We start from the raw sequence: 13,792 nt of genomic DNA, 5'->3' as shown, positions 1-13,792 counted from the left end.
TTATTCCATGACCCGTTATATCGACGTCAACGACCTCAGCTACCTGGTCTCGCAAAAAGGCCTGCAAACCTGCATCACCGAGATGGCCGAGTACATCCGCGCCGACTACCTGCGCTGGAATGACTTCGAAAAATGCGCGCGCCTGGCCAACCACTCGCCCGAGGGCGTGATCGAGCTGATGCCGGTCTCGGATGCTTCGCTGTATGCCTTCAAATACGTCAACGGCCACCCGAAAAATACCCAGAGCGGCATGCTCACGGTCATGGCGTTCGGCGCCCTGGGAGATGTGGACACCGGCAAGCCGGTGCTGCTCAGCGAAATGACCCTGACCACCGCGATCCGCACCGCCGCCACCTCGGCCCTGGTCGCACGCTACCTGGCGCGGGACAACAGCCGCAGCATGGCGCTGATCGGCAACGGTTCGCAAAGTGAGTTCCAGGCCCTGGCGTTCCATGCCTTGCTGGGCATCAATGAGATCCGCCTGTTCGATATCGATTCCAAGGCCATGCACAAGCTGGCGAACAACCTCAAGGCCTTCCCGGCGATCAAAGTGACCCTGGCCGCAAGCGTTGCCGAGGCGGTGAAAGGCGCCGATATCGTCACCACCGTGACCGCCGACAAGGCCTACGCCACCATTCTTACCGACGACATGATCGAGCCCGGCATGCACCTCAATGCCGTGGGCGGCGACTGCCCCGGCAAGACCGAGCTGGACCGGCGCATTGTCGAGCGCGCCCGGGTGATCGTCGAGTACGAACCACAAAGCCGTATCGAAGGCGAAATCCAGCATATGCCCGAGGACTCGCCGGTCACCGAGCTGTGGCAAGTGATCAACGGCCAGAAGCCGGGCCGGGAAAACGCACGCCAGGTCACCCTGTTCGACTCGGTGGGTTTTGCCCTCGAAGACTACTCGGCCCTGCGTTATGTGCTGGATGTGGCCAAGGCCCTGGACGTGGGTAGCGAACTGGAACTGGTGCCAGACCTGGCCGACCCCAAGGACCTGTTCGCCCGCTTGGCGCAGCAGCCGGTCGCACAGCATAAAAAGCGCGCCTGAAACCGCTCTGGCCTGCCGCTTTGCGCAAGCGGCGGGCCGTAAACGCCGGTTTGAAAAGCCGATATACAGGGTGTTGCAGCCGATTCCGCTGCCACCTGCGTTTTAACAGCGTATTCCGCGTGCCAAGGCCTAGGTAAACGACACAAAAAACGCACCACCATGAAGCATTCTGAGCGCGACCAAAGAGTCAGCACATGAATGTATGCCGCACCCTTTCTACTGCCCTGACATCAATTACAAAATATAGGGAAAACACCATGACTCCGCTCCGATCACTCGTCGCCGCGCTGCTCCTGCCTTTGTGCGCCACCGCCGTCCAGGCCCAGGAATGGAAAGAAATCCGTTTCGGCGTGTTCCCCGAGTACCCCCCCTTTGAATCCGTGGCCGCCGACGGCAGCCTGCAAGGTTTCGACATTGAGCTAGGCAACGCCATCTGCGCCAAGCTTGAAGTCAAGTGCACCTGGGTCCACAACGAATTCGACGGCATGATCCCGGCGCTGCGTGCGCGCAAGTTCGACGCCATCATGTCCTCCATGGCCGTGACCCCGGCCCGGCAAAAACAGATCGATTTCAGCGATCGCCTGTTCCTCAGCCCCACCTCGGTGATCACCCGCAAGGGCGCAGGTTTCGGCGACACCCCGGAATCCCTCAAGGGCAAACAGGTGGGTGTGCTCCAGGGCTCGCTGCAGGAAGCCTACGCCCGCGCCCACCTGGCCAAGCTCGGTGCCCAGGTCAAGGCGTACCAGTCCCAGGACCAGAACTACGCCGACCTGCAAAACGGCCGCCTCGACGCAACGCTGACCGACAAGCTCGAAGCCCAGCTCAACTTCCTGTCCAAGCCTGAAGGCGCCGACTACCAATCCGGCCCGGCCTTCAAGGACCCGACCTTGCCGCTGGACATTGCCATGGGCCTGCGCAAGAACGACCAGGAACTGCTGGCGCTGATCAACAAGGGCATCGCGGCCATCCAGGCCGATGGCACTTACGCGCTGATCCAGAAGAAATACTTCGGTGACGAAGATATCTATCACGAGTAATCCCCCGCCCTATCCCCTGTAGGAGCCGGCTTGCCAGCGCTGGCGGTGCGATAAACACCGCCATTTGCGGCAGGTTCCTACCGGTTCTATCGAGACTTTCCCGTGAATGAACTCCTCAACCTGCAAGGCTTCGGCCCGCTGTTGGCCCAGGGTGCCTGGATGACCATCAAGCTGGCGTTCCTCGCGCTGGTTCTGAGCCTGAGCCTGGGCCTGATCGCCGCCGGTGCCAAGCTGTCCAGCCATAAACTGTTGCACATCCCGGCTACGCTCTACACCACCTTGATCCGCAGCGTGCCGGACCTGGTGCTGATCCTGCTGATCTTCTACAGCCTGCAACTGTGGCTCAATGACCTGACCGAAATGCTCGGCTGGAATTACTTTGAAATCGATCCCTTCACCGCCGGGGTCGTCACCCTGGGGTTTATCTACGGTGCGTATTTCACCGAGAATTTTCGCGGTGCGATGCTCAGTGTGCCGGTGGGCCAACTGGAAGCGGCAACTGCCTACGGCTTGAGCCGCTGGCAGCGCTTTCGGCTGGTGATGTTCCCGCAGTTGATGCGCTTTGCCTTGCCGGGGCTGGGCAATAACTGGTTGGTGCTGCTCAAGTCCACCGCGCTGGTGTCGATCATTGGCCTGGCCGACTTGGTCAAGGCCGCGCAGAACGCCGGCAAGACCACCAATGATCCGCTGTACTTCCTGATCCTGGCGGGCCTGGTGTACCTGGTGATCACCACCCTCTCCAACCGCATCTTCAAACGCCTGGAACGGCGCTACAACGTCGGCATCAAAGGGGTGGCGCGATGATTGAACTGATCCAGCAATATGGCCTGGCGTATCTGTGGACCGATGGCTCGGGCTTTTCCGGGGTGGCCATGACCTTGTGGCTGTTTATCGTGTCGGTGATCCTCGGGTTTTTCCTGTCGATCCCGTTGGCAATTGCCCGCGTCAGCGAGCACTTCTGGCTACGCTGGCCGGTGGAGGTGTACACCTACCTGTTTCGCGGTACGCCGCTGTATATCCAGTTGCTGATTTGCTACACCGGCCTCTACAGCCTGGAAGTGGTGCAGGACAATGCCCTGCTCAATCAGTTTTTCCGCAATGCGTTGAACTGCACCCTGCTGGCCTTTGTGCTCAACACCTGTGCCTACACCGTGGAAATCTTCGCCGGGGCCATTCGCAATATTCCCCACGGCGAAATTGAAGCAGCGCGGGCCTATGGTTTGCACGGCTGGCGGATGAACCTGTTCGTGGTGATCCCCGCCGCGCTGCGCCGCGCGTTGCCGGCCTACAGCAACGAAATGATCCTGATGCTGCACGCCACATCCCTGGCATTTACCGCCACCATCGCCGACATCCTCAAGGTGGCCCGCGACGCCAACGCCGAAACGTTCCTCACGTTCCAGGCCTTCGGTATTGCCGCACTGCTGTACATGCTGCTGTCCTTTGCATTGGTGGGCCTGTTCCGACTGGCCGAACGACGCTGGATGCGCTTTCTTGTCCCGACCCGAGGCTAACCCATGAATCAGTCCGCACAGGCCCTGGCCGCCCATCCCACCCACATTGCCGCGCCCCGCCCGAGCGTGGTGGCGGCCGGCACCAACGTCAAACTCAAGGTCGAAGACCTGCATAAAAGCTACGGCGACCATGAAGTGCTCAAGGGTGTTTCGCTCAACGCCAGCAAGGGCGATGTAATCAGCCTGATCGGCGCCAGCGGCTCCGGCAAGAGCACCATGCTGCGCTGCATCAACTTCCTCGAACAACCCGACGCCGGGGTGATCACCCTGGACGGCATCAGCATTGAAATGCGCCAGGGTCGCGCAGGCGTGCAAGCGCCACACCAGGCGCAACTGCAAAACCTGCGCACGCGCCTGGCCATGGTGTTTCAACACTTCAACCTGTGGAGCCACATGACCGTGCTGGAAAACATCTGCATGGCGCCGCGCCGGGTGCTGGGTGTGAGTGGCGCCGAGGCAGAAAAACGCGCGCGCATGTACCTGGATAAAGTCGGCCTGCCAGGCCGGGTCGCCGATCAATACCCGGCGTTTCTCTCCGGTGGCCAGCAACAGCGCGTGGCCATCGCCCGGGCCCTGGCCATGGAACCGGAGATTATCCTGTTCGACGAACCGACCTCGGCGCTGGATCCAGAGCTTGTAGGGGAAGTCCTAAAAGTCATACAGACGTTGGCCGAGGAAGGTCGTACCATGCTCATGGTCACCCACGAAATGGGCTTTGCCCGGCAAGTGTCCAGCCAGGTGCTGTTCCTGCACCAGGGCCGCGTCGAAGAACAAGGCAGCGCCGAGATCCTCGACCACCCCACCAGCGAACGCTTGCAGCAATTTCTCTCCAACCGCTTGAAGTGAACACAGAACCGACCATGGATACCAAGGCCAACGGACCCCATTCCTCCCCTGCGCTGGATCGCATTGATGAAGCCATCATCGATGTGCTGCGCCATCAGGGGCGCATCACCTACGAGAAGCTGTCTTCGCTGGTGCACCTGACGCCCAGGCCCTGCCTGGAGCGGGTGCGCAAGCTGGAGCGGCGCGGGGTGATCCGCGGTTATGGCGCAATCATCGATGTGCAGATGGTCTCGCCGGGGTTGTCCTTGCTGGTGCTGGTGGCCTTGTCTAACCAGAGCGGGCGCTCGGCACAAAAAGCTTTTGAAGCCTGCGTCAAAGCCTGCCCGCAGGTATTCGAGTGCCAACTGATCAGCGGGCCCTTCGACTACAGCCTGCGCATGCGCTGCCGGGACATGGAGCACTACCGCGTACTGACGGAAACCTGGTTGAACAATGATGAGCTGCACATCGACAAACTGGTGGCCCACCCGGAGTTGGCCGTGGTGAAAAATACGGCGACTGAGTTGGCCTGACCCCCATCCCCTGTCGCGATGAAGATCCAATGTGGAAGCTGGCTTGTGTGGGAGCTGGCTTGCCTGCGATAGCATCACCTCAGTACAACTGATAGACCGAGGCGTCTGCATCGCAGGCAAGCCAGCTCCCACACAAGCCAGCCCCCATATATTTCCCCACATGTTTTAACCATGCCCGCTTGAAATCCGCTTGCCTGGGCGCTCACCAATCAGCTTCGCCTGCCCATCCCGCTGCTTCCCCGTCCGCGCCTCACTGATCAACCCCGGTATCAACTTACCCTCCGGCAGATTCTTCCAGAATCGGCTCGGCAAGTGCCCTTCCATGACCTTGGGATTCAACCGCGCCGGGTTGAAGATATGGCTGTAATAGGTCAGCCACATGGCACTGTGTGGGTCCTCGACATTCTGTGCCAACTGCTGCCATTGCTCCGGGCACTGGCGTTGGTGGATCAACTGCGCACCGTCGTAATACACCCCGTCCAGGGGCGTGGCGATCATCCAGCGATGACGGCCCATGCGCCCGACAAAGTGCTGGCTGGCGCTATGCAAAATATCGTGGGCCGGCTCGTGCCAGGCCACGTACTCCGGCAGCTCCGGGCCCGCCGCCGCCGGCAGGGCGATAAAACGCACAAACGCATGCAGGTGATGGGCCTCGCGCCGCACCTGCTTGATCCGCCGCTGCAACTCGCTGCCCAGTTGATCCCCTGCCATCATCGCCGTGCGGTCGCCATGGCTGACGCGCCACAGCACTTCATACAACAGGCTCCAGCGCTGCTCGCCGTGGTAGCAGGCTGCACTTTCCAGCAGCTCCAGCAGGGCCTTGGGAATGCGCGCCTGGAACGGGCCGTTGTGCGCCGGGTAGTGCTCGTCGGTGGCGAACAGGTCCGCCACTTCCGCTTCGCCCCAACTGACATGGCTGGGGTCGACCTGATGGCTGAGCAGCCAGCGCGCCTGCTCGCGCCAAGTGCTGAACAGGTTGTCGCATTCCAGGCTGATCATCCCCACAACCCCATCTGTTGCGGTAGCGGGCGGTCGCGCAGTTGCTCGCGCAGCAACACACTGGTGCTTTCCGCTTGCTGGGGGTGGTAGTCGCTGGTGATGAAAAACGGCTTGGCCTTGCTCAGCACGCAGCGCATGCGCGCCAGGTCTTCAAAACGGATCTTGCGTTGCAGGCGCAGCGCCACCAGGCGTTCGGTGGTGCGCAGGCCAATCCCCGGGATACGTGCGATCAACGTCGCCTCGGCACGGTTCAGGTCCAGCGGGAACACCTCGCGATGCTCCAGGGCCCAGGCCAGCTTGGGGTCGATATCCAGCGCCAGATCCCCCGGCCCGGCGAACAGTTCATTGGCGCGGAAACCATAACTGCGCAGCAGGAAATCCGCCTGGTACAACCGGTGCTCGCGCATCAATGGCGGCGCCGCCAGGGGTACGCTTTTCGGGCTATTGGGAATCGGACTGAAGGCCGAGTAATACACCCGGCGCAACTTGAAATTGCCATACAGCGCCTCGGCCCCATGCAGGATAGTGCTGTCGTCCGTGTCATCGGCACCGACAATCATCTGCGTGCTTTGCCCAGCCGGGGCGAAACGCGGTGCCCGGGGCTCGTTGAGCACGGTTTGCTCGCCGGTGAAAATCGTCTGCATCGCCTGCTTGATCGAACCGATCTGCTTCTCTGGCGCGAGGAGCTGCAGGCTTTTATCGGTGGGCAATTCAATGTTCACGCTCAAGCGATCGGCATACCGCCCGGCCTCGGCAATCAACGCAGGATCGGCTTCGGGAATGGTCTTGAGGTGGATATAACCGCGAAAGTCATGCACCTCGCGCAACAACTTGGCGACCCGCACCAGTTGCTCCATGGTGTAGTCCGCCGAGCGGATGATCCCCGAACTGAGAAACAGCCCGCTGACGCAATTGCGCCGGTAGAAGTCCAGGGTCAGGCTCACCACCTCCTCCGGGTTGAACCGGGCACGGGGCACATCGCTGGAACGGCGGTTGACGCAGTATTGGCAGTCGTAGAGGCAGAAATTGGTCAGCAGCACCTTGAGCAGCGACACACAGCGCCCATCGGGGGTATAGCTGTGGCAGATGCCCATGCCATCGCTCGACCCCAGCCCGGCCTTGCCCTCGGAGCTGCGCCTGGGCGCCCCGCTGCTGGCGCAGGACGCGTCGTACTTGGCCGCATCGGCGAGGATGCTGAGTTTTTCGATCAACTGCATGGGGGGCTACCGAATACTGTATTTTTGTACAGTATCAGCAGCAATACCCGGCATTCAAGGAGAGATCGGCGAATGGTAGAACAAATAACTGTGGGAGCTGTCGAGCCCACAAGGGTTGCGCTTGCCAGTCAGGCCTTCATCCGCCTGCCGACGTTTTTTCAAACATATCGAGAACAGTTGACCGGCCCTGAGCCTTCAATCATCACGGGTCAACACTTCCAGCAACTCGATCTCGAAACACAGATTGCTGTTGGGCTGGATATGCGCCCCCATCGCCCGCTCGCCATACGCCAGATGCGCCGGCACAAACAGCTTGCGCACCCCACCGACCTTCATCCCCATCAGGCCCTGGTCCCAGCCTTTAATAACCCGACCGCTACCGATCACACACTGGAACGGCTTGCCCCGCGCCCAGGACGAATCAAACACCGTACCGTCTTCCAGGGTGCCGGTGTATTGAGTGGTGATCAGCGCCCCCTTGACCACGGTCTTGCCGTCGCCTGGGCGGATGTCGGTGATTTGCAGTTCTTCGTTGTTCATGGAGGATCTCGTAGGGTTCACACTGGCTGGCTTTTTCCCAGAACCAAGCGCCTTTGGCAAGCGCCCTCTAAAGGATCCAGACTACGCCTCAGCCAGAAGCGCCTGACTTAACCCCGTCCATTTTTTCCCCTCTTATAAAAAACCAACCACCCCGGTTGCATAACAATAAGAGGTCACCCCCAATGAACGAGCCAACAAGCCCTGTCCGCGTCGCTGTCGTGCAGTTCGACCCCCAGGTCGGCCTGGATAACCGCGAAAGCAACCTTCATCGCAGCCTGGCCCTGGCCGCCGAGGCGGTCAATGGTGGGGCTAACCTGATCGTGCTGCCCGAGTTATCGAACTGCGGCTACTTCTTCAACAGCCGCCAGGATGCATTCGAGCATGCCGAGGTTGTTCCTGGCGGGGCCAGTGTGCAGGCCTGGATGGCGTTTGCGGCCACGCACCAGGTGTATCTGGTGGCGGGCCTGAATGAGATCGATGGCCGGCAGTTGTTCAACACTGCACTGTTGCTGGGCCCGGATGGGTTGATCGGCAAGTACCGCAAGGCCCATTTGTGGAACCTGGAAAAGCTCTGGTTCACTCCCGGTAACCTGGGCTTTCCAGTGTTTGAAACGCCTATTGGACGGATTGGCCTGTTGATCTGCTGGGACATCTGGTTCCCGGAAGTGCCACGGATCCTCAGCCAGCAAGGCGCCGATATTATTTGCAGCCTCAACAACTGGGTGTGGACGCCGCCGCCACTGTTCGACGAGGCCGGTAAATGCATGGCGTCGTACCTGACCATGACCGCCGCCCACGTCAATAATGTGTTTATCGCCGCCGCCAGCCGGATCGGTGAGGAGCGCGATGCACGCTACCTGGGCTGTTCGTTGATTGCCGGGACCAATGGCTGGCCTATCGGCAATGTAGCGTCGGCCAACCGCCAGGAAATCCTGTTCGCCGATATCGACCTGACCAGCGCCCGCAGTGCGCCGATCTGGAACAGCCTCAACGACCTGCAACGTGACCGGCGCAATGATCTCTACGATCAGATGCTCGGGTATTGCCAACACCCCGCCCTGCCACGCTGAAGGGAGGGTGGGCCATGGAAAATCTATTCACGAAACCCGGGACCGAGCGATCTCAGGCCGATAAGGCAATCATCGCCTTGGGGCTCATCAGCGCCCTGCTGATCCTCTGGACGACCCTCACCCATCAAGGCTCCTGGCCCAGCTACGGCGATATGGTGGCGGGTTTTCCTGAGCCAATCGCCTGGCTACGCTGGGTACTGGGGGATATCAGCGAGGTAGCCTTCTACAAGCATGAACTGGCCTCCCTCGGGTTGCTGGCGGGGGCCTACCTGGCCTGGTGGGCCAGCCGCACCGGCAAGCGCTGGCAAGGCTTTGCGATTTGCTACGGCAGTGGGCTGTGGCCGTGGCTGGTGAGCAGCTCCCTGCTGGGCCTGCTGTTGAGCAACCTGTTGTGGGGGTGGACGGTCACTGCTGACACCTGGCAACCCACCTTCGCCGCGTTTGTTTCCCTGCCGGCGGCGATGGTGCTGATGTTTGGTGGTGGCTGGAAGGTCACCCTCAACGGTGCGCTGCTGGGCGCCCTACTGGTCACGCCCCTGTGCTTGCTGATCGTCAATTTTGTGTGCGTCCCCCTGGGTTTGCCCGTGGTGATTGGCAACGTACTGGGCATGGCGCTAGGCAGTGTGGTTGCCTTTGTAGTCTGTCGGCGCGTCCCGGCGCTGGTGCGCTCCGGCTATATCGCCCCGACCAGGCCGGTGCCGGTCAAGCCACAGTCTTATGGCGTGGCCTGGAGCCTGCGCCGGGTCCTGGCGGACTTTACCGAAGCGCCGTTTTTTGGCAATGAATGGGCCAGCCTTGGCCTGCTGGCGGGTGTCCTGCTGGCCTATGCCTTGAACCCCATGAGCGCCGCCTATGGCTCGGGGCTGGTGCTGCAACTGATAGGCGCCCAGGCACTGACATCGGCATTGGGCGTAGTACTCTGGCGCAGCCAGTGGATCAAGCGCGGTTGGTATCCCACCTATGTGCCGCTGGTGTCGGTCGTACCGGCAGCGGTGCTGACCCATGGCGGGAGTTGGATGGTGATCGGCTCCAGTGCGTTGCTTGGCGCACTGCTGGCGCCGCCTCTGGCCTGTGCCATTGCAGGGCGACTGCCCCCCCACTTTCATCCGTATATCGGCAACGTGATCTCGATGGCGTTGAGCACCTTGTTGATTGTGCCTCTGGTGGGAAGACTGGTCGCGTAAACAAGCGGGTAAGGCTCATGTGCCTTACCCGCTTCCGGCCTCACAACCACCGCCAAAACCGCCCCCAGAACCCCCGCTCCAGATCCGCCTTGCACCCTGCATACTGGCGCGCATACAGATCGGAGCGGGCCTTGACCTTGCCGGCAACCGGCAACAGCCACGCCTTGCTGGCGTAGGTGCGGTTACGGTAGCCGCCCCAGCCTTCGTGGTAGTTGAGGTACTGGCCATAGGCGTCGTATTTGTACACGCCGTTGATGCTGGCGGTCTTGTCCATGTACCAGCCGACAAAGTCGATGGCATCGTCGAAGTCCTGGCGGCTGGCCCAGTTGCGGCCGGTGCTTTTCTGGTAGTCGCCCCACACTTCATCCTTGGCCTGGGCGTAGCCGGCGGCGGTGCTGACGCGGCCCCAGGGGATGATCCAGAGCAGGTATTTGCGCGGGGTCTTGGCGTTTTGCCGGAAGCCCGATTCCTGATACATGATGGCGAACGGCACCTGGATCGGCACGCCCCAGCGCTTCTGGGTGACTTTGGCGGCGTCGTACCAGTCGTCTTTTTCGCGGAAGATGCCGCAGATGTCGTCAGGGGTACGTGGCGGTGAGGTGCCGCACGCCGCCAGCAGGCTGGTGAGCAACAACAGGGTTGTGGTTTTTAGCGGGGTCAAAAGCATACCTTGGCGTGAGCGCGTAAAAAGCCGACAGTTTACGCGCTCACGCCAGGTGTTGGGGTCAAGACATCAACGGGCCTTGATCAAGCCACGGGTACTTTGCGGGTCGAAATGGCCAGGCGGCCGATGCCAAAGCTCAAGGCGGCCCCCAATACCAACATCAACAAGGTGCTCCACGCTGCGCGGGACAGTTGCTTGGCTGCGACTTCACCCGCTTCGCGAGCCTTTTGTTCGGCCTGGGCCTTGAGCTCTTCGACTTTCTGCACGGCCTGCTGATAAGCCTGGGCATAGTTCTCGACGATCTGGCTGGCCTCGGCCTGGCTCTTGCCGGTGCGGGCGGCGACGATGTTGACCAGCGCCTCTTTGTCGGCGGCATTCAACGCCGGTTCACCGGAAGCCTTGACGCGCTCGAACCATTGCTTGAGCTCGGTCGCGGCCTGGGCCGGGTTGGTGGCGGCCTCAGTGGCCGCTTGCTGGCCGTCTGCGGCTGCCTGGTCGGCTTTTTGCTCGACCTTGGCCGGATCCAGTTCAGCCTTGCCGCTTTGCTTGAGCAAGGTGTCGAGTTCGCCCTGCAGGCTCTCCCAATCCAGGCGGATGCCCTTTTCGTCCATCTGCTGCTTGACGCTGTCGCTGATGCCGGGGGCCACGGCGGCAATGCCGCTACCGGCCGCCGACAGGCCTTTGCCCACCACATTGCCTGCGGCGCCGACCACGCTGGTGGCCAATGCCGCCAGCAGCCAGGTGGTGAGCAAGGTGGTGATGGTCCAGCTCAGGACGCCATGCAGGCCGCCGCGATCCGGGGCCGTGCGGCCGGCGACGAAAGCACCCACGCCAATCGCCAACAGTGTGGAGACAAACAGCCAGATGCCAGCACCGGTGCCAAAACCGCTCAACGGGTTACCCGCCGCCATGGGGTCGACCGCACTGGCGCCGATGGCGGTGCCCAGTACGCTGAGCACCAGGTAGGTCACCAGGGCAATTGCACTACCGGCCAGTACCGAGCCCCAGGACACACGAAAGGGCGAGCGGCTGGTTTCATATAAAGGGGTCATGATCTTTCCTTGGACAAATGAGTAGGCCGTCAGTGTGTCCAGGCCGACGCCTACGGTCTCGGCACAATTGCACTAGGCGGGCTGGTGCATTCGCACCCCGCCAAGCCGAATCGGTCTGCACTATGCTCAAGGCCAGTTGTCGTACTCCACACCAGCCAGACATGCCCTCCTACAGGAAGCAGGAGGTGCCATTGTCGTTATGTCACCATTTTGGAGAAACCATGAGCCAGGCCGTCCTCGCCCAAGAAACCAATCGCCGCCAATTGCAGCAGATCATTTCCGGCCTGTCCGATGGGGTGATTCTTGCCGAGATCGATCAGACAATCCTTTGGGCCAACGAGGCGGCGCTGACCATGCACGGCCTGGACGAGATTGCCGGGCTGGGGGCCAACACCGCCGAATACGCCGAGCGCTTTGGCCTGCGCTATCGCAACAATCACCCGCTGGCCCTGGAGGCCTATCCGCTGAGCCGGGTGGCCAACGGTGAAGAATTCAGTGACGTGGTGGTCGAAGTCACGCCCACCGCCGACACCGACCGCACCTGGGTCCATCGCCTGCGCAGCCTGGCGCTCACCGACAGCGCCGGCAAGCCGGAGTTGCTGGTGCTGATCTTGAGCGATGCCACCGAATGGGCCAGCGCCGAACAGCGCTTTGAAAAAACCTTCAACGCCAACCCGGCGCCGGCGGTGATCTGCCGCTTGAGTGATTTGCGCTATATCAAGGTCAACCAGGGTTTCCTGGAAATGACCGGCCACAACCGCGACCAGGTGATCGGCCGCTCGGTGTACGAACTGGACGTGCTGGAACAGGCCGAGCGCAAGGAGCTGGCCATCCAGCGCCTGAGCGAAGGGGCAACCATCCCGCAGATGCAAGCCGAGCTGAAGCTGCCCGAAGGCGGCAGCAAGCTGGTGATTGTCGCCGGCCAGCCGCTGGATATGAACGATGAGGAATGCATGCTGTTTTCCTTCACCGACCTTGAGCCCCGGCGCAAGGCCGAGACCGCCCTGCGCCAGAGCGAGGAGCGCTTTGCCAAGTCCTTCCGCCTGACACCGGTGCCAACCCTGGTGTGCGATGCAGACAACTTGCAGGTGGTGGACGTCAACGATGCGTTCATGAGCATCACCGGCTATACCAGTGAAGAACTGATCGGCAAATCCATCAGCGAGATCAACTTTATCGACAACCGCGACGCCTGCACGCAGTTGTTCGCCACCCTGGAAAAAGCCGGCAACCTCGACGGCCATGACCTGAAGATCCGCAAGAAAGGCCATGAGGTGATTGATTGCGTGGTGTCGGCTGACACCGTGTGCATCCAGGACACCGCCTGTTACCTGCTGGTGATGATGAATATCACCGAGCGCAAACGCTCGGAGCTGGAGTTGGTGTCGGCCATCGAGGAAGTGATGAAGGACGCATCCTGGTTCAGCCAGACCCTGATCGAAAAACTGGCCAACGCCAAGAGCGTCAACAGCCCCAACCTGCCAAACATCGCCTTCACCGACCTGACCGCCCGCGAACGGGATGTGCTGGGGTTGATCTGCGAAGGCCTGGCCGACAAGGAAATCGCCTCGCGCCTGAAGCTGGCGCCCAATACCGTGCGCAATCATGTGGCCACGGTGTATTCCAAGCTCAATGTGCACAGCCGCAGTGCCGCCATCGTCTGGGCCCGGGAACGCGGGCTGTTTGCCGGGGAGCGACGGGTAAAAACCGCAAAATAAGGTGCAAATGCACTAGGGCTACCAGTGCAAATTCGCCTTATTGCACGCCGATACGCTGCTTAACCTTGAAGGGTAGGCACAGGGTGTGAAGCCCTGGGTCATGGTGATTTTTTGCCCTTGAAGGAGGCATCATGAAAAGCGAACAGGTCAAAGGCCGCGTTGAAAAAGCCGTGGGCAAGGCTCAGGATTTCCTCGGCGAGATGACCGATGACGAACAACTCCAGGCCCGGGGCGTAGCCCGCCAGGCAGCCGGCCAACTGCAACAGACCTATGGCGATGTGCTGGACAATGTTGGCGACTTTGCCCAACGCAAGCCCCTGGCCACCGTGGCAATCGTGGCTGGCGTGGGTCTGCTGCTGGGCCTGTTGTTGCGTCGTCGTTAATG

General features: G+C 61.2%; 15 protein-coding genes. 10 read left to right on the top strand and 5 right to left on the bottom strand.

From position 1 onward, the window contains the following. Positions 1 to 7: 7 nt before the first annotated feature. From AO268_RS06015 to AO268_RS05990, 6 genes are all read left to right on the top strand, one after another. Positions 8 to 1,054: an ornithine cyclodeaminase gene (locus AO268_RS06015; RefSeq protein WP_076962598.1), complete on the top strand. Its 1,047-nt coding sequence runs from the start codon at positions 8 to 10 to the stop codon at positions 1,052 to 1,054. Positions 1,055 to 1,311: 257 nt separating this feature from the next. Continuing rightward, a complete protein-coding gene (locus AO268_RS06010; protein ID WP_057439422.1) occupies positions 1,312 to 2,091 on the top strand; it encodes an ABC transporter substrate-binding protein in 780 nt (259 codons plus the stop codon). A 102-nt stretch (positions 2,092 to 2,193) separates the two neighbouring features. Then, the gene (locus tag AO268_RS06005; protein ID WP_099168158.1) at positions 2,194 to 2,895 is read left to right on the top strand and encodes an ABC transporter permease; all 702 of its coding nucleotides are present in this window, start codon (positions 2,194 to 2,196) and stop codon (positions 2,893 to 2,895) included. Further along, positions 2,892 to 3,605 (top strand): ABC transporter permease, encoded by a 714-nt coding sequence (locus tag AO268_RS06000; protein WP_057439424.1) that lies wholly within the window; start codon positions 2,892 to 2,894, stop codon positions 3,603 to 3,605. The genes AO268_RS06005 and AO268_RS06000 overlap by 4 nt, the downstream gene beginning before the upstream one ends. A 3-nt stretch (positions 3,606 to 3,608) precedes the next feature. Beyond that, positions 3,609 to 4,451, top strand: a complete 843-nt coding sequence (locus AO268_RS05995; RefSeq protein WP_257154347.1) for an ABC transporter ATP-binding protein — start codon at positions 3,609 to 3,611, stop codon at positions 4,449 to 4,451. Between the two features lie 14 nt (positions 4,452 to 4,465). Further along, positions 4,466 to 4,963 carry an Lrp/AsnC family transcriptional regulator gene (locus AO268_RS05990; RefSeq protein WP_029296543.1) on the top strand — a complete coding sequence of 166 codons (498 nt, stop codon included), beginning with the start codon at positions 4,466 to 4,468 and terminating at the stop codon, positions 4,961 to 4,963. Between the two features lie 165 nt (positions 4,964 to 5,128). On the opposite strand, the gene AO268_RS05985 is transcribed toward AO268_RS05990, so the two are convergent. From AO268_RS05985 to AO268_RS05975, 3 genes are all read right to left on the bottom strand, one after another. Further along, positions 5,129 to 5,962 carry a TIGR03915 family putative DNA repair protein gene (locus AO268_RS05985; RefSeq protein WP_099168157.1) on the bottom strand — a complete coding sequence of 278 codons (834 nt, stop codon included), beginning with the start codon at positions 5,960 to 5,962 and terminating at the stop codon, positions 5,129 to 5,131. Beyond that, positions 5,959 to 7,179, bottom strand: a complete 1,221-nt coding sequence (locus tag AO268_RS05980; protein ID WP_099168156.1) for a putative DNA modification/repair radical SAM protein — start codon at positions 7,177 to 7,179, stop codon at positions 5,959 to 5,961. Before AO268_RS05980 ends, AO268_RS05985 begins: the two co-directional genes overlap by 4 nt. Before the next feature lie 195 nt (positions 7,180 to 7,374). Further along, complete coding sequence (locus tag AO268_RS05975) at positions 7,375 to 7,719, bottom strand: FKBP-type peptidyl-prolyl cis-trans isomerase (RefSeq protein WP_076962593.1); 345 nt, start codon at positions 7,717 to 7,719, stop codon at positions 7,375 to 7,377. Between the two features lie 182 nt (positions 7,720 to 7,901). On the opposite strand from AO268_RS05975, the gene AO268_RS05970 reads away from it, so the two are divergent. Continuing rightward, complete coding sequence (locus AO268_RS05970) at positions 7,902 to 8,789, top strand: nitrilase family protein (protein WP_099168155.1); 888 nt, start codon at positions 7,902 to 7,904, stop codon at positions 8,787 to 8,789. A 14-nt stretch (positions 8,790 to 8,803) separates the two neighbouring features. Next, on the top strand, positions 8,804 to 9,973 hold the full coding sequence (locus tag AO268_RS05965; protein ID WP_090413012.1) for a hypothetical protein: 1,170 nt from the start codon (positions 8,804 to 8,806) through the stop codon (positions 9,971 to 9,973). Between the two features lie 40 nt (positions 9,974 to 10,013). On the opposite strand, the gene AO268_RS05960 is transcribed toward AO268_RS05965, so the two are convergent. Continuing rightward, on the bottom strand, positions 10,014 to 10,640 hold the full coding sequence (locus tag AO268_RS05960) for a transglycosylase SLT domain-containing protein (protein WP_076962590.1): 627 nt from the start codon (positions 10,638 to 10,640) through the stop codon (positions 10,014 to 10,016). A gap of 80 nt (positions 10,641 to 10,720) precedes the next feature. Further along, complete coding sequence (locus tag AO268_RS05955) at positions 10,721 to 11,689, bottom strand: hypothetical protein (RefSeq protein ID WP_076962589.1); 969 nt, start codon at positions 11,687 to 11,689, stop codon at positions 10,721 to 10,723. Positions 11,690 to 11,910: 221 nt separating this feature from the next. On the opposite strand from AO268_RS05955, the gene AO268_RS05950 reads away from it, so the two are divergent. Then, positions 11,911 to 13,407, top strand: a complete 1,497-nt coding sequence (locus AO268_RS05950; protein WP_099168154.1) for a PAS domain S-box protein — start codon at positions 11,911 to 11,913, stop codon at positions 13,405 to 13,407. 131 nt (positions 13,408 to 13,538) lie between these two features. Further along, positions 13,539 to 13,790: a CsbD family protein gene (locus AO268_RS05945; RefSeq protein WP_076962587.1), complete on the top strand. Its 252-nt coding sequence runs from the start codon at positions 13,539 to 13,541 to the stop codon at positions 13,788 to 13,790. Positions 13,791 to 13,792: the final 2 nt, after the last annotated feature.

The organism is Pseudomonas sp. ICMP 8385 (genome assembly GCF_002699915.1).
Lineage (GTDB): Bacteria > Pseudomonadota > Gammaproteobacteria > Pseudomonadales > Pseudomonadaceae > Aquipseudomonas > Aquipseudomonas gessardii.
Note: the sequence above shows the minus strand (reverse complement) of the source record. Positions and strands in the feature narration are given on the sequence as shown.